We start from the raw sequence: 14373 nt of genomic DNA, 5'->3' as shown, positions 1-14373 counted from the left end.
GCACCGCGTTTGCAAGCACCATCCGGAGGTTCTGCGTGACATCGAGCACGTCCAACAGCGCTCTCGACGTGGTCATCGGCGCCGGCGGCGATGCCGCCGAGGGCGCCAGGCTGTACAAGGAAGCCCTCGTCCACATCGAGGCGGGCGCGCGGGAGCGGGCCATCGAGGCGCTGCGGGCCTCGATCAACGCCGACCCCCAGAACGACGACGCCATGTTCCACCTGGCCTACCAGCTCGACCTGCTGGGCGAGGAGGACGAGGCCATCGCGCTCTACGAGCGGGTCTGCGAGAAGATGCCCGCGCCCGTCAACGCGCTGCTCAACCTGGCCGTGCTCTACGAGGACCGGGCCGAGTACGCCCGGGCCGAGCGGTGCCTGAGGCAGGTGCTCGACACCGATCCCAACCACATCCGCGCGCGGCTGTATATGAAGGACGTCGCCGCCAGCCGCGAGATGCGGCCCGAGGACGACTCGGAGCGCGATCACCTCAAGCGGCGGGCCGAGCTGGAGACGCCCGTCACCGAGTTCGATCTCTCGGTGCGGGCCCGCACCGCCCTCAAGCGGATGAACATCCGCACGCTGGGCGACCTGCTGCGGACCACCGAGGCCGAGCTCTTGAGCTACAAGAACTTCGGCGAGTCGAGCCTCGACGAGATCAAGCGGATGCTCGCCGGCAAGGGCATGGCGCTCGGCCAGGGCGTGGACGACGGCCACCGCTCGGGCCGCCGCAGCGCGCTCGATCGCTTCCGCGGCACCAGCCAGGAGGCCATGCTCAACAAGCCGGTCACCGACCTGGCGCTGTCGGTGCGTGCCCGCCGCGCGCTGCAGCTGCTCAGCATCCAGACGCTGGGCGACCTGGTCAGCCGTACCGAGGCCGAGCTGATGGGCGTCAAGAACTTCGGCGCCACGTCGCTCAGCGAGGTGAAGCAGCGGCTGGCCGAGATCAACCTCAGCCTGCGGTCCTTCGACGAGTAGATCCGCCGACCGCGCCGATTCTGCCGATGCGAGCCGGCGTGGGCCGTTCGCGCTCGCCCCATCGAAATCGTGACGGCGATCGCTCCGCGTTCGGGGCCGATCGCCGGTTTTGGGCGGCGGGGCAAGATTGGCTTGCGTCCGGGCGGGTTTCTCGGTATGCTGGGCCTGCCCCGGTCGGTACTCGGGGTGCATTCCTCGCAAGGGCGACCCGGCATCTCGTGGCGTCGGGTCGCCTTTTCTACTCGGTGCCCCCGGATCTGGGGGTGCCAAGCGCCTCGCCGTCCGTCGCTACGTCGGGTGCGACCTCCGGGCGCTTCTTATGTCTGTTCGGTCGTGGCCGCGGGGGGTGGATCGCCGCCGTCCGCCCGGCGATAGACACGCCGCCCCTCGGCGTACGCCGCCGGGTCGGCCTCGATGCGCATCGGCTCGCTCGCGGCGTGCTGGGCGTGCAACTTCCGCAGCACGGGCACGCACCAGCCGCAGCCCGTGCCCGCGCCGAGGCACTCGGAGATGAGCGAGGCCACCGGCGGATCCTCGCGCTCGATGAAGGCGGTGATCTTCCGCAGCGGCACGCGGAAGCACAGACAGATGTCGTCGTCGGGGCCCATCAGCCGTCGTCGTCGGGCGTCGCCGGCAGCGGCTCGCCGATGGTGTAGTTGAGCCGATGGCCCAGCAGCCGCTCCATGAGGGCGGGGTTGCCGCCGACTTCTTCCATGCGGAGCATCGCCTCGCCGACGGGCAGCCCCTCGTGCTCGACGAGGTAGGCCGCCCACAGGTGCCGCGCGCGGCCGCCCGACGCGCAGTGCACCAGCACCGGTCCGTCGACGCCGTCGATCGCGGCCGCGAAGGCGTCGACCTGCGTTGCGTCGTAGCCAATATCGCCGCCCATCGGCAGGTGCACGTAGCGCATGCCGCGGGCCTCGGCCTCGGCTGCCGGATCGAAGTCGAGCCTGTCGATCTCCTCCTGCGTCCGCAGGTTGACCACGAGCGCCGTGCCGTCCTGTGCCTGGAGGGCGTAGTCGCTCGGCATGGGCTGGCCGGCGATCCGCCAGCGGTCCCACTCGTGCACCGTGATGGGCTCGGGTGCGGCCGCCTGCGTGTCGTCGGCGGGCTGCGACTGCTCGATGATGGGATCGCCGCACGGCCCACAGGCGCAGCCGGCGGCGAGCAGGGCGGACGCGGCGAGGCCGGCGACGGCGAGGGGGCGTGGCTCGATCATGCCCAAGCGTACGATGCCCGCCTCGCCGGGTTGCGGCCCGCGAACAGGAGTGAAACATGAGCCCGATGCGCGTGAAGCAAGCCCTGGCCGCCGACGTGGGCGAGCGCGTGACGCTCGAGGGCTGGGTCCGCACGCGGCGGGACTCCAAGGCCGGCCTGAGCTTCATCCAGCTGCACGATGGCTCGTGCTTCGATCCCATCCAGGTCGTCGCCAAGAACGACCTGGCCAACTACGAGGCCGAGATCCTGCACCTCACGACGGGCTGCGCCGTCGAGGTCGAGGGCGAACTGGTCGAGAGCAAGGGCAAGGGCCAGCGGGTCGAGGTGCAGGCGTCGGCCGTCCGCGTCGTCGGCCTGGTCGAGGATCCCGACACCTACCCCGCCAGCGCCAAGCGGCACACCTTCGAGTACCTCCGCGAGGTGGCGCACCTGCGGCCCAGGACCAACACCTTCGGCGCCGTCGCCCGCGTGCGGCACCGCTTGGCGATGGCGGTGCATCGCTTCTTCGACGAGCACGGCTTCTACTGGGTGCACACGCCCATCATCACCACCAGCGACGCCGAGGGCGCGGGGCACCTCTTCCGCGTGAGCACGCTGGACGCGATCAGCCCGCCACTCACGGAAGACAAGGGCGACGTCGACTGGCGCGAAGACTTCTTCGGCAAGCCGTCGTTCCTGACCGTGTCGGGCCAGCTCAACGTCGAGACCTACTGCTGCGCGCTGGGCCGGGTGTACACGTTCGGCCCGACGTTCCGGGCCGAGAACAGCAACACGAGCCGGCACCTGGCCGAGTTCTGGATGATCGAGCCGGAGATCGCCTTCGCCGATCTCGCCGACAACGCCCAGCTCGCCGAGGACCTGCTCAAGTACGTGTTCGACGACGTGCTGACGCACTGCGGTGACGACATGGCGTTCTTCAACGAGCGGATCGAGAAGGGCGTTGCGGAGCGCCTCCGCATGGTCGCGGGCGCGGAGTTCCGGCGGCTGCCGTACACCGAAGCAATCGACATCCTGCAAAAGAGCGGCGAAGCGTTCGAGTTCCCGGTCGAGTGGGGGGCCGACCTGCAGAGCGAGCACGAGCGCTACCTGACCGAGAAGGCCTTCGAGCAGCCCGTGATCGTGACGGACTACCCCAAGGACATCAAGGCCTTCTACATGCGGATGAACGACGACGGCAAGACGGTCGCCGCCATGGACGTCCTGGTGCCGGGCGTGGGCGAACTCGTCGGCGGCAGCCAGCGCGAAGAACGCCTCGACGTGCTCGACGCCCGCATCGACGCGATGGGCCTGCCCAAGGAGCAGTACGGCTGGTACCGCGACCTCCGCCGCTACGGCACCGTGCCGCACGCGGGCTTCGGCCTGGGCTTCGAGCGGCTGGTGATGTACTGCACGGGCATGCAGAACATCCGCGACGTGATCCCCTTCCCGCGGGCGCCGAAGCAGGCGGAGTTCTGAGCCGTCCTACGGCATCGCCGCCTCCAGCCCGATCCGCCGCACGCCGAGCCTCGATAGAACGTCCTGCACCGCGACGACGTGCTGCCAGGTCGCGCCGTCGCCCCCGCTCAGGCGGACGATGAGCGCTGCCGGGTCGGCGGCGCTCAGGCGGCGGGCGGCGGTGGATTCGAGGTCCGCCAGCGGGATGGGATCGCCGCCCAGGCCGAAGACGACCGGTGCGCCGTCGACCACGCGAACCCGCACGGCCAGCGCGGGCTCGGGCAGCGCGAAGGCGTCGGCCGGCGGGGCGTCGCCGCCGTCGGTCCGGGGCAGGCCCGCGGCCAGGAACCACTCGGGCCCCACGAACACGACCGTCGCCATGAAGAACACGAGGATGACGAGCACCACGTCGACCATGGGCGCCATGTTGGGGCCGTAGATTGGCCGGGTGTCGCGGCTCCGCCTCACGGCGCCACCCGCAGCCTGGGGCCGGTGGGCGAGCCCGTGCGTTCGGTGGCGACCCGGACGGCGTCGACGCCCGCGTCGCGCAGGTCGGCCAGCACGGGGGCGAGGGCGGCGTAGGGCAGGGCCGCATCGGCGCGGAGGTGCACGACCCGCACGCCGCGAAGCACGCTGGGGAGCTCGCCGCGATCGAGCGGCACGCCGTCGGCGTCGATCGTCAGGTTCGGGCCCTCGGTCCGCACGTTGAGGAAGACGCCCGCGGCGTCGGCCTCGGGATCGCCCGAGCTCGAGCGGGGCAGCACCAGCTGGCTCCGCTGCTGCGAGGCCAGCTGGCCCACGAGCAGGTAGAAGATGATCAGGCACATCACCACGTCGATCATCGGCGTGACGTTGAGATGGCCCGCGCCGTTCTCCCGGACCCGCCGCCGGCGTCGCATTAGCCGTCCCCGGCCCGCGGCTCGTCGTCGGGTTCGGCCGCGCCCGGCTCCGCGACGGCCGGCTGCTCGGGCGCGTCGTCGTCTGCGGGAGGCATGTCGAGCCGCGCGGCCACGCGCTCGACGTAGGTCGCCGAGATCGCCAGCGCCTCGTCGCACAGCCGATCGGTCCGTCCCCGCAGCCAGCCATAGGCCAGCAGCGTCGGCACCGCGAGGCACAGCCCTAGCAGCGTGTGGAAGAGCGCCTTGCTGATGCCCAGCGACAGCTCGGCGGGCCCCGCGGTGCCACCCTCGACGCCGATGGTGGTGAACGCGAGGATCATGCCCCAGACCGTGCCCGCCAGCCCGACGAGCGGAGCAAGGTTGCCGATGGTCGAGAGCGGCTCGATGCGGCGGAGCCAGCGGGCGCACTCGGCGTCGGCGGCGGTCTGGGCGGCCTCCCGCGCCGACGCCGACGTGTACGCGCTCTCCAGCATCACCCGTAGCACGATGGCCGGGAAGGCGTCCCGCCCCCGCACGTAGGCGGCGATCTCCGACAGCGGGCGGGTGGCGGTCAGCGCGTCGAGCCGGCCGAGGTCCTCGGGCGGCAGCATCCGGGTCCGCCGCACGTCGGCGACGCAGCGGTAGAACAGGGCGGCAGCGGCGATCGACCCCGCCACCAGCACCACCGTGAACACGTCCAGCGATTGCAGGAACAGCGACCACGCCGTCAGCGGTGGGTCGTCCGACGACTGTGCGAGAAGAGATACGGGGGTCCGGGCGATCATCCGGCGATGGTAACACGCGCGCGGTCAGCCCTCGGGCGGAAACTCCGAGGGGTCGTCGCCCTCCTCGATGGGCCTGGAGATCGTGTGGGTGCCCGCGAACCAGCCGTAGAGGTCGGCCAGCCGCGCCCGCTCGCTGGCGAAGGGCCAGCTGGGCGCGTCCGGGGGCACGCGGATGCCCGTAGCGGGGCAGGTCGTCCAGGTCCGCGGCGGCTCGATGGTGATCGAGCGGGCAGACTCGCCCGTGGCGGCGAGCGTGACCGTGGTGGTGCGGGATGCCGGCAGGGCGGCGGCGACGCGGGACGCCCACTCGACGACGATCGCGACGCCGTCGTCGGCCAGCAGCCGCGACCAGTCGAGGCCCTCGAGCTCGTCCGGGCCGGACAGCCGGTACGCGTCGATGTGCGCCAAGCCGAGTCGCGCGTCGTCGCCGGCGTACTCCTGCACCAGCACGAAGGTCGGGCTCGAGACGGCGGCGGGATCGAGCCCCAGGCCCGCGGCGAGGCCCCGCACCAGCGTGGTCTTGCCGGCGCCCAGGTCGCCCTCGAGCGCGAGCACGGCGCCGCCCCGCAGCCCGGCGGCCAGTCGTCGGCCGACGGCCTCGGTCTCCTCCGCCGACGCGGTGGCGAGCGTCTGGATGCCGGCGTTAGCCATGCTCGAAGCCTAGATCGCTCGCGTTCCGCCGCGCGCCGCCGGGCAGGACCACGACGCACGCGTGCTCGCCGCGCTCCACCACCAACCCGATGCGGGTGATCGGCGTGCCGAAGATGGCCTCGGGCACGGTTGCTGCATCGGGCGCCGTGAAGACCAGCTCGTAGTCCTCGCCGTCGCCGAGCGCCGCGTCGAGGTCGCGGGCATCGGGATGCACCGGGATCGTGGCGGCGTCCAGTTCGATGGTTGCGCCCGACGCCTCGGCGATGCGGCCGGCGTCGACGCCGAGGCCATCGGAGGCGTCGATCATCGCGGTCGCGAGGCCGGCGAGGGCGGCGGCTTCCTCGACGCGTGGATCGAAGCGAGCGTGCCGGTGCGCCACCGGCGAGCCACCGAAGCGACCGGTGGCGTAGACGGAGTCTCCGGCGTTCGCGCCGCTCCGCAGCACCGGCCGCTCGCCGACCGGGTGGCCGCCCGCCGTCACGGTCAGCGTGAGCGGGCCGTCACCGGCGTGGCTGGCGACGTCGCCGCCCACGAGCGGGCAGCCGAAGGCCCGTGCCGCGTCGGCCATGTGTCCGAACAACTCGTCGGCGTGCGGCCAGCCCGCGGGCAGCAGCGCGGTGGCGAGCGCCCAGGCGGGCCGGCCGGCCATCGCGGCGATGTCGCTCACCGAGCGCGCCACCGCCTTGCGGCCGACGAGATCGAGCGGGAGCGCATCGTCGAAGTGGCGCCCCTGCACCAGGTGGTCGACGGTCAGCAGCAGCGGCCGCGGGTCTCCCGCGAGCACGGCGCAGTCGTCCCCGGGGCCCACGAGCACGCCCGGAAAGGCCGCGCCCAGGTCGGCGCTGCGTTCGGCGATGCGTTGGAGCAGCTCGCGTTCCCGCATGGTGCCACCGTCCGCGCCCCAGCGCGCTATTCGAGGTAGGTGTAGCCCGCGAGGCCGTCCTCGTAGAAGTGCATCAGCGTGGTGCCGTCGGCCACGCTCAGGTTCCCGGCGCGGACGGCCCGCTCGACGTCGCGCCGCATCGCGCGGCGCAGCTCGGCGTCGTCGTACTGGAGATAGCCCAGGACGTCGCGGACGGTGTCGCCCTCGACGACCTCGTCGATCGCCCAGCCCGAGTTGTTGGCGGCCTCGTCCACCACGATGTGCACCGCGTGCGTGTCGCCGAAGAGGTTGTGCAGGTCACCGAGCACCTCCTGGTAGGCCCCGACCAGGAAGACGCCCAGCTCGTACGGCTCGCCGGCGCGGACGTCGTGCAGCGTGAGCGCCTCGTCGTAGTCCTCTCCCTCCGCGGATGGAAAGCGGACGATGGCGCCGTCGCTGTCGCAGGTCATGTCGGCCAGGATGCCCCGCCGCGTGGGCCGCTCGTCGAGCCGCCGCAGCGGGCATACCGGGAAGAGCTGGTCGATGGCCCACGCGTCGGGCATCGACTGGAACATGCTGAAGTTGCAGTAATACGTTTCGCGGACGACGCCCGCCAGCGGCCGCACGGCGTCGATGAGCAGGCCGTCCTCGTCGATGGCGTCGGGCCGCTGCAGCACGCCGGCGGCGAGCGCCTTGAAGAGCCGCTCGACGGTGGCCCGCATGTCGAGGCTCAAATGGCCGTACTGGAACAGGCTGATGGCCTCGTCGCGGGCCGCCAGCGCGTCGTGGCTGATCTCGGCGATGCGTCCGCTCCGCATCCGCTCGTAGGCGTCCAGCAGATCGACGACCGGGCGGGGCGGGTCGTCCATGGCGCCGAGCCGTGCCCGCACCGCCGGCGCGTCGACGGGCCTGGGCAGCCCGCTGCTGGCCAGCGCGTCGACGACCAGCACGCTGCCGTGGGCCACCATCGCGCGGCCGCTCTCGCTGAAGATGCCTGGGTGCGGCTGGCCCGCCTCGTCGCACACCGCCTTGATGCGATAGACGACGTCGGCGGCGTACTCGCTGAGGTCGTAGTTCACGCTGCTGTCGCTGGCGCTGCGGCTGCCGTCGTAGTCGATGCCCAGCCCGCCGCCGACGTTGATGATCTCCACGCCCGCGCCCAGCCGCCGCAGCTCGGCGTAGGTCCACGCCAGCTCGGTGAGCGCGGCCTTGAAGCTCAGGATGTCGCTGACCTGGCTGCCGATGTGGAAGTGCACCACCTGCAGGCAGCCGAGCATCTCGGCCTCGCGGAGCGTCTCGACGGCCTCGAGCAGCTGGGCGGCCGTCAGCCCGAACTTGGCCGTCTCGCCGCCCGAGCTCTGCCAGCGGCCCACGCCCTTCGCCGCAGGCTTGATCCGGATGCCGATGCGCGGCTGCACGCCGTGCTCGCGGGCGTATTGCACGATGAGGTCGAGGTCGCCCGGTCGCTCGACGATCGGATAGATCCGCTCGCGGATGCGGCTGGCCAGGATCACCGTCTCGATGTACTCCGCGTCCTTGAAGCCGTTGCACACGATGGGCACGCCCGTGGCGTCGGCGGTTAGTGCCAGCACCGCCAGCAGTTCGGGCTTGCTGCCCGCCTCGAGGCCGAAGCCCTCCCGCTGCGCGGCATCGCGGATGTGCTCGCACACCGATCGCTGCTGGTTGACCTTGATGGGATAGACCGCCTGGTACGCGCCGAGGTACTCCTCGTCGGCGATCGCCGCATCGAAGGCCTCCCGCAGCGCCGCCAGCCGGTGGTCCACGATGTCGTCGAAGCGAAGCAGCACCGGCGCCTCCAGCCCACGGGCCCGCAGCCCGTCGACGATCTCGATCAGGTCCAGGCTCGGGCCGCCAGCGCCGCGGGGCCGCACACGCATGCGGCCGTCTGGACCGATAACGAAGTATGGTGCGCCCCAGCGATGCACGCCGTAGAGGTTGGCGGCGTCGGCGGTGGTCCAGGGTGGCGAACCGGCGTGTGCTTGCGTTGCCCGGCCATTTGGCGCGGCCAATGTACGATCCCGGGGTGGCGTGGGGGTGGTCGTCACCGGCAAGCGTAGAGCGACGCCGTCCGAGCGTCGTCGTCGCGTGGCCCCCGGAGCGCGCTCTTGTCGCCTCTCGAGAGACCACCGCGTGCGTTGGCCCCCGCGGTATATCGGAGACGATCATGGTCGAACGAGGCACCGCCAACCTGTCGGACGCCTACGCCCGAGCCACCCGGCTGGGCGCTGACGAACTCTCCGGCCGGCTCGATCAGCTCCGGGCGAGCGATCCCGAGTTGCACGCCCTTGTCGTCGTACAGACCCTGCGGCTCGGGCTTGCGGGCTACTGGGTTGATCCGCCGCCCTTCCCAACACCCATCGATCCCTGGGCGCGGCTGCGGGTGGACAACATCGGTGATCTCCTGCCCGACGATCCGACCCCCACGCTCAAGGGTGCATTCGCGAAGGACGACCCGATTCCGGTTTCGCCGGCCCGCGTGATCCTCCGAAGACTCCGCGCCATCCAATTCGATCCGCGGTGGCAGCTGTGGTTCCACGCCGTCGTCGCGCAGTCGACGAGCCTTGTTCCTCCCGGGTTGGCCGCGGAACTGTGCTGCAGGCTGAAGCGGGATCTCCGCGCCCAATGGCTCGAGAAGCTGGCGGCGGGACAGATCGAGGAGCCACCCGACGTGCCCTGCGAGTGCGGCTAGGCCCGGGCCGGGCGTTGCGGGCCCGGCATATCGTCCCTCCAGGCGCGGCGAGGGACTCCATCATGCACCGGTTGGCCACCGCGGTAGTTGGTGTCGGATTGTACCTCGGGTGTGCAGCGGCGCACGCGCAGCCCTCCGCGTCACCAGGCTACGAGCTGGCGGTCTTCGAGGCCGGCCCGCCCTACGCCAGCATCGCCGACATGCACGCCTCGCCCGACGGCACCGTCCATAGCGTGGAGGCGACCGGTGAGGTCATCGTCCGCCTCGGGCTCACCGGCGACGTCTCGCTGCTGCCCATGCCGCCGGCCTTCACCGCCATGGACGGCGTCGTGCGGGGCGACGGCCGCCCCGGCGTCGGCACCGACCTCTTCGTGGTCGACGCCGACTTCGGCGGCAGCACCTGCTGCGACGGCTCGGTCTGGCGGCTCGACGCCGACACCGGCGTTGGCTCGCCCATCTCCTTCGGCGCCCCCGGACGCGGCGCGGCCGATCCATCGGGCGTCGCCTTCGCGCCCTTCGGCAGCGGCTATGGCGACGCCCTCTTCGTCGTGGACTTCCAGGGTCGTGCGGGGCAGGCGCCGCTGATCTTCACCGTCGACCCGTCGATCCCCGCGCAGGACATCTTCACCGAAGGCGGCGGCGTGTGGGGCGACGACGCCACGCCCGTCGGCATCGACTTCACCACGGGCGGCAACTTCGGCATCGGCCTGTACGCCGTTGACCCCGGGAGCGCCGCGGTGTGGTTCGTCGATCGCGACGGCGTGGTGTCGCCGTTCGCCGTCGGCGGGCTGCTCGATCGCCCGACGCACATCGCCGCCGCCCCGGGCGTGGGCGACTTCGACCACGACCTGGCGGTGTCGGACGCGGACCGCAGCGCCGTGCTGCGGCTGCACCCCGACGCGTCGGCCGAGTGCATCGCCGGCGGACTCAGCGGCCCGCTGGCCTTCCTGCCCAACGGCGACCTGCTGGCGGCCGACGGCAACACGATCTACCGCATCTCGGTGAGCGACGCATGCCCCGCAGACCTCAACGCCGACGGCATCCTGGACGTCTTCGACTTCCTCGAATTCCAGAACGCCTTCGCCCGCGGCCAGGCCGCCGCCGACTTCGATCGCGACTGCGACCTGGACCTGTTCGACTTCCTGGCTTTTCAGAACGTGTTTGGGGATGGGTGCGGGTGAGATTCGGTGTCATAGCGGCACGCGGGCCGGGTGCCTATCACTGGCCATGCGAGGGCAAGTCCTCACGCCCTGGACGTACCGGCGCTGGCGGTTCGACTTCCCCGCTGAGCTGTATCCGGCGGTGATCGAGCGCCTCCGCGGGCTGCCGGCGCGGGCCGACGCGCTGGCGGCGCGGCTCGGGCCCGGGCAGGCGACCAGGGCGCCCAGGGAAGGTTGGTCGATCCAGCGGCACTTAGCGCACTTGGCCGACCTAGAGCGTCTGCTGGCCGATCGTCTCGATGCGTACGAGGCCGGGGCGGCGGTGTTGCCCGCCGCCGACATGCAGAACACGCGGACGGTGGAGGCCGGCCACGACGCGAGGCCGCTGGCGGACGTGCTCGCCGACGTGCGCCGGGTGCGCGAAGCCTCGGTCGAGCGGCTGGAGGCCTACCCGCGTGACTTCTTCGCCCGCAGCGCGTGGCACGAGCGACTCGGCGCGCAGAAGCGGGTCGTAGATACGTGCGTCTTCTTCGCGGATCACGATGATCATCACTTGGCGCTGGCGGAGATGGTGCGGCGGCAATTGATCGCACCTTGAACGAACCCTCGCGCAAGCGTGGGGCCAGGGATACTCGGTGATGACGATCCCGGGCTTGTCTCCCGCCTCACGACGACGGTTCGTCAAGAGCTACGCCGCCTGCCCCTTCCGCGCGTTCATCACCCGCTGGGCGTACTCGTTCATCGCATCGCGGAGCTGCTCGAAGCTGTCCAGCACGTAGAGGATCGGCTGGTAGTGGTCGATCTCGAAGGGCGTCTCGCACACCAGGTCCAGGTCGAAGTCCCGGCGGTCCACGTTGGGGCTCGCCAGCGCGTGCTCGCTCTCGCCCAGGCTGCTGATCAGGCCGCTGCCGTAGAGCTTGGTGCGGCCGCCCTCGCGGATCAGGCCGAACTCGACGGTGAACCAGAACAGCCGGCCCAGCCGCTCGATGTGCTCGGGGTCCTCGGCGTGCAGGGCGGCCTTGCCGTAGGTCTGCAGGAACTCGGCGAACACGTCGTCGGCGTGCAGCGGCACGTGGCCGAAGATGTCGTGGAAGATGTCCGGCTCGGGCAGGTAGTTGATCAGCCGCTTGGGCCGGATCGTGATCGTGGTGGGGAACTGGCGGTGCGCCAGGCACGAGAAGAAGGCCTTGGCCGGCAGGTAGCCCGGCACCGGGCGGCTGGCCCAGCCGGTGAGCGCCGCGAGGTTGGCGTTGATCGTGGCGACCGAGGGCACGCTGTCGCTCGGCAGGCCGATGGCCCGCATCCCGTCGAGGAAGACCGTCGACGCCTGCTGCTCGAGGGTCTTCATCCGCTCGCCGAAGAGCGTCCGCCAGACCTCGTGGTTCTCGTCGGTGTACAGGTCCATGTTCTGGGTGATGTAGAACTTCTCGGTGTCGATGTCGGCCGAGGGCTGGAAGGGGGCCTTGTCGGCGGCTGCCTGGGCCTCGCGGGCCTCGTCGCTGTCGATGACCTTGCTGTACTCGATGTCGCCGCGCATGCGCACCCTCCGCGTTCGTGGACCATTCCATGATACTCGCGGACGCCGCACGGCCGTCGCCACGGCGTTGCGCTGCCCGCGATGCGGCGGCACGAAAAAGGGGCGAGCCGCCTTGGAGTTCGGCCCGCCCCCGAAGGAGAAAGAGAGAGTTCGCTGCGTGCGTGCGGTCGCCGGATCCGCCCTCCAGACCTGTTCCGCGCCTCTACATTTATTGGAACCGTTCTAAATACGCCGTTCTTCCCGCGGAGTTTGTTGGGGTAGACCCTAGATTCGGGATCGGGGTCGGGATCCGCTAGGCATCGGCGTCGAAGCAGCCCCAGGCCTCGCCCTCGGAGATCGCTTGTGCGGGGGCGATGGCCTCGGTCGCGGCCATGTCCGCCCGGGCCCGGCGGGTCGCCGCCAGGATCGAATCCTCCGGATCCGGCCTCACGATGGGCGTATCCGAGCCGAAGAGCAGCTCCCGCCCCGGCGCCAGGCCGGCGTCGATCAGCTCCCGCAGCGGCAGGACGCGATCGAGGCGATCGGGGCAGGCCCGCCTCAGGGCCTCGATGTCGTAGAGAAGGTGGCACGGCTGCACGCTGGCGAGGACGCCGAGGTCGGCGAAGCGGGGCACGTCGGCGGCGTCGATCAGCTCGGCGTGCTCGATGCGCACGGCGCCGCGGGGCGGGCGGACCCGCTCGGTGGCGTCGAGCACGGCGCGGACCGCGGCATCGCCGATGGCGTGGGCCGCGAGCTGGAGGCCGTGGGCGGCGCATTGGCGGATGGCGTCGTCGATGTGGGCATCGCTCATCAGCCGCATGCCGCTGGGGTGCTCCGCGTGCCCGTCCGCGAAGGGATGCAGCATCCACGCGGTGCGCGAATTGAGCGTGCCGTCGACGAAGATCTTGCCGCCTCCCAGGCGGATGGCGTCGGTGCTCCATTCGTCGCGCGATTCGATCAGGCGGGGCAGGTCCTCGACGAGCGGGTACAGCACCCAGGTGGCCTGGTTCAGGCCGGTGCCGCGCATCGCGCTGCCCAGATCCACCTGCGACTTGAGGTCGTGCACCTCGGCGAACCCGGCGGCGTGCAGCGCGATCATGGCCTCGGTGAGGTCGCCGATGCCAACCTCTCGGGGCTCCAGGGCATCCCACGCGATGCCGGCCGCCGACTCGTACAGCACGCCGGTGAGACGCCCGCGGTCGTCTCGCCCGATCCGTCCGTTGGGCGTATCGGGCGTGTCGCTCCGGAATCCGGCGAGCTCGAGCGCGGCCGTGCTCGCGACCAGTGCGTGATAGTCGAAGCACCAGGCGGCCACCGGCGCACCCCCGGAGACCGCATCCAGCTGGTCGAGCGAGGGCCAACCCGGCGGATCCCAGGCCTCGGGCCGTGCGCCGTGCGCGAGCACTGCGCCCCGCTGCGCGCGGACGCCATCGCGGATGAGATCGAGCATCTCCAACGCGCTGCGGCAGCCTGCTAGCTGGACCATCCGCATCGCCCGGCCGTGCGCGTAGACGTGCGCGTGCGCCTCCCGCAGCCGCGCGGGTCGCTCAGCCATCGAGCATCGCCTCGATCGCGACGCGGGCGCGCGCCTCGTCGGCCACCGGCTCCTCGAAGGCAAGCCGCAGCACGTCGAAGGCGGCGCGGACGTGCACGCCCAGCTCGTCGACGCCGACGGCGACGGGTCGCTCGGGCGCGACGCCCGCCAGCCGATCGCACGCCGCGCGCAGCCGGTCGGGGTCGAAGTTCAGCTGCGCGCACAGTGCGGGCAGCGCGGCCCCAAGTGGGTTGGCCGTGAGCACGCCCGCGCCCTCCGCGACGTGGGTGGTGCCATTGCTGCGGAACCGCGCGAAGTCGATGGCGAGCGCGACGAGCCGGCAGCGGGGCGGGGTCTCGCCGTGGTAGGCCAGCCAGCGGTCGGCCTCGATCTCCCGAGCGTCGATTGGCTCGCCCGCGTCGGTGGATTCCTCCGGCACCAGCGCCAGCTCGATCGCCGGATCCATCTCCTGCGGGGCGGCGTAGGACCAGCCGCCGGCGTCGGCCAGGTCGGCGTGCAGGGGCAGGACCACCGCGTCGCCCGCCTCGGCCACGACCAGGCGGGTCCGTTCGACGCCGGCGTCGCAGACAAGCCAGCCGTCGAGATGGGCCATCAGCCGCGCCCGCGCGTGGGTGTCCTCGCTCGCCATGG

The 14373-nt window shown here is 71.5% G+C and carries 16 protein-coding genes; 5 read left to right on the top strand and 11 right to left on the bottom strand.

The window, feature by feature from the left end:
• Positions 1-35: 35 nt before the first annotated feature.
• Entirely contained in the window at positions 36-974 is a 939-nt protein-coding gene (locus AAFX79_09650; protein MEO1008822.1) for a DNA-directed RNA polymerase subunit alpha C-terminal domain-containing protein, read from the top strand.
• A gap of 317 nt (positions 975-1291) precedes the next feature.
• Here AAFX79_09650 and AAFX79_09645 read toward each other — a convergent pair whose 3' ends face one another.
• Positions 1292-1582 carry a (2Fe-2S)-binding protein gene (locus AAFX79_09645; protein ID MEO1008821.1) on the bottom strand — a complete coding sequence of 97 codons (291 nt, stop codon included), beginning with the start codon at positions 1580-1582 and terminating at the stop codon, positions 1292-1294.
• Positions 1582-2193, bottom strand: coding sequence for a sulfur transferase domain-containing protein (locus AAFX79_09640; protein ID MEO1008820.1), 612 nt, complete (start codon positions 2191-2193; stop codon positions 1582-1584). The genes AAFX79_09645 and AAFX79_09640 overlap by 1 nt, the downstream gene beginning before the upstream one ends.
• Positions 2194-2249: 56 nt before the next feature.
• Here AAFX79_09640 and asnS point away from each other — a divergent pair, with 56 nt between their 5' ends.
• Entirely contained in the window at positions 2250-3647 is a 1398-nt protein-coding gene (asnS, locus tag AAFX79_09635) for an asparagine--tRNA ligase (GenBank protein MEO1008819.1), read from the top strand.
• A 6-nt stretch (positions 3648-3653) separates the two neighbouring features.
• On the opposite strand, the gene AAFX79_09630 is transcribed toward asnS, so the two are convergent.
• The 6 genes from AAFX79_09630 to speA are packed head-to-tail and all read right to left on the bottom strand — an operon-like array spanning position 3654 to position 8868.
• Positions 3654-4052, bottom strand: a complete 399-nt coding sequence (locus tag AAFX79_09630) for a biopolymer transporter ExbD (GenBank protein MEO1008818.1) — start codon at positions 4050-4052, stop codon at positions 3654-3656.
• A 38-nt stretch (positions 4053-4090) separates the two neighbouring features.
• The gene (locus AAFX79_09625) at positions 4091-4525 is read right to left on the bottom strand and encodes a biopolymer transporter ExbD (protein ID MEO1008817.1); all 435 of its coding nucleotides are present in this window, start codon (positions 4523-4525) and stop codon (positions 4091-4093) included.
• A complete protein-coding gene (locus AAFX79_09620) occupies positions 4525-5289 on the bottom strand; it encodes a MotA/TolQ/ExbB proton channel family protein (GenBank protein MEO1008816.1) in 765 nt (254 codons plus the stop codon). Before AAFX79_09620 ends, AAFX79_09625 begins: the two co-directional genes overlap by 1 nt.
• A gap of 24 nt (positions 5290-5313) precedes the next feature.
• A complete protein-coding gene (gene tsaE, locus AAFX79_09615) occupies positions 5314-5940 on the bottom strand; it encodes a tRNA (adenosine(37)-N6)-threonylcarbamoyltransferase complex ATPase subunit type 1 TsaE (GenBank protein ID MEO1008815.1) in 627 nt (208 codons plus the stop codon).
• Positions 5933-6823: a thiamine-phosphate kinase gene (thiL, locus tag AAFX79_09610; GenBank protein ID MEO1008814.1), complete on the bottom strand. Its 891-nt coding sequence runs from the start codon at positions 6821-6823 to the stop codon at positions 5933-5935. Before thiL ends, tsaE begins: the two co-directional genes overlap by 8 nt.
• A 26-nt stretch (positions 6824-6849) precedes the next feature.
• Complete coding sequence (speA, locus tag AAFX79_09605) at positions 6850-8868, bottom strand: biosynthetic arginine decarboxylase (protein MEO1008813.1); 2019 nt, start codon at positions 8866-8868, stop codon at positions 6850-6852.
• A 119-nt stretch (positions 8869-8987) separates the two neighbouring features.
• Here speA and AAFX79_09600 point away from each other — a divergent pair, with 119 nt between their 5' ends.
• The 3 genes from AAFX79_09600 (at position 8988) to AAFX79_09590 (ending at position 11270) form a co-directional block, all read left to right on the top strand.
• The gene (locus tag AAFX79_09600) at positions 8988-9512 is read left to right on the top strand and encodes a hypothetical protein (protein MEO1008812.1); all 525 of its coding nucleotides are present in this window, start codon (positions 8988-8990) and stop codon (positions 9510-9512) included.
• A gap of 62 nt (positions 9513-9574) precedes the next feature.
• Positions 9575-10693, top strand: coding sequence for a GC-type dockerin domain-anchored protein (locus tag AAFX79_09595; GenBank protein ID MEO1008811.1), 1119 nt, complete (start codon positions 9575-9577; stop codon positions 10691-10693).
• A 46-nt stretch (positions 10694-10739) separates the two neighbouring features.
• Entirely contained in the window at positions 10740-11270 is a 531-nt protein-coding gene (locus AAFX79_09590) for a DinB family protein (protein MEO1008810.1), read from the top strand.
• Positions 11271-11360: 90 nt separating this feature from the next.
• Here the strand turns inward: AAFX79_09590 and AAFX79_09585 are convergent, their stop codons facing one another.
• The 3 genes from AAFX79_09585 to AAFX79_09575 form a co-directional block, all read right to left on the bottom strand.
• On the bottom strand, positions 11361-12209 hold the full coding sequence (locus AAFX79_09585; protein ID MEO1008809.1) for a phenylalanine 4-monooxygenase: 849 nt from the start codon (positions 12207-12209) through the stop codon (positions 11361-11363).
• A gap of 292 nt (positions 12210-12501) precedes the next feature.
• Positions 12502-13743 (bottom strand): amidohydrolase family protein, encoded by a 1242-nt coding sequence (locus AAFX79_09580; protein ID MEO1008808.1) that lies wholly within the window; start codon positions 13741-13743, stop codon positions 12502-12504.
• Positions 13736-14371 (bottom strand): hypothetical protein, encoded by a 636-nt coding sequence (locus AAFX79_09575; GenBank protein MEO1008807.1) that lies wholly within the window; start codon positions 14369-14371, stop codon positions 13736-13738. The genes AAFX79_09580 and AAFX79_09575 overlap by 8 nt, the downstream gene beginning before the upstream one ends.
• Positions 14372-14373 lie beyond the last annotated feature (2 nt).

The organism is Planctomycetota bacterium (assembly GCA_039819165.1).
In the GTDB taxonomy this organism is placed as follows: Bacteria; Planctomycetota; Phycisphaerae; order Phycisphaerales; family UBA1924; genus JAHCJI01.
This window is presented reverse-complemented; position numbering and strand designations above follow the sequence as displayed.

Bases quoted from the DNA above. Each gene is read 5' to 3' on its own strand.
- asnS (MEO1008819.1), top strand. From the start codon at position 2,250: ATGAGCCCGATGCGCGTGAAGCAAGCCCTGGCCGCCGACGTGGGCGAG.
- AAFX79_09625 (MEO1008817.1), bottom strand. From the start codon at position 4,525: ATGCGACGCCGGCGGCGGGTCCGGGAGAACGGCGCGGGCCATCTCAAC.
- AAFX79_09640 (MEO1008820.1), bottom strand. From the start codon at position 2,193: ATGATCGAGCCACGCCCCCTCGCCGTCGCCGGCCTCGCCGCGTCCGCC.
- AAFX79_09630 (MEO1008818.1), bottom strand. From the start codon at position 4,052: ATGGCGCCCATGGTCGACGTGGTGCTCGTCATCCTCGTGTTCTTCATG.
- thiL (MEO1008814.1), bottom strand. From the start codon at position 6,823: ATGCGGGAACGCGAGCTGCTCCAACGCATCGCCGAACGCAGCGCCGAC.
- AAFX79_09620 (MEO1008816.1), bottom strand. From the start codon at position 5,289: ATGATCGCCCGGACCCCCGTATCTCTTCTCGCACAGTCGTCGGACGAC.
- AAFX79_09575 (MEO1008807.1), bottom strand. From the start codon at position 14,371: ATGGCGAGCGAGGACACCCACGCGCGGGCGCGGCTGATGGCCCATCTC.
- tsaE (MEO1008815.1), bottom strand. From the start codon at position 5,940: ATGGCTAACGCCGGCATCCAGACGCTCGCCACCGCGTCGGCGGAGGAG.
- AAFX79_09590 (MEO1008810.1), top strand. From the start codon at position 10,740: ATGCGAGGGCAAGTCCTCACGCCCTGGACGTACCGGCGCTGGCGGTTC.
- AAFX79_09600 (MEO1008812.1), top strand. From the start codon at position 8,988: ATGGTCGAACGAGGCACCGCCAACCTGTCGGACGCCTACGCCCGAGCC.
- AAFX79_09585 (MEO1008809.1), bottom strand. From the start codon at position 12,209: ATGCGCGGCGACATCGAGTACAGCAAGGTCATCGACAGCGACGAGGCC.
- AAFX79_09645 (MEO1008821.1), bottom strand. From the start codon at position 1,582: ATGGGCCCCGACGACGACATCTGTCTGTGCTTCCGCGTGCCGCTGCGG.
- AAFX79_09580 (MEO1008808.1), bottom strand. From the start codon at position 13,743: ATGGCTGAGCGACCCGCGCGGCTGCGGGAGGCGCACGCGCACGTCTAC.
- AAFX79_09595 (MEO1008811.1), top strand. From the start codon at position 9,575: ATGCACCGGTTGGCCACCGCGGTAGTTGGTGTCGGATTGTACCTCGGG.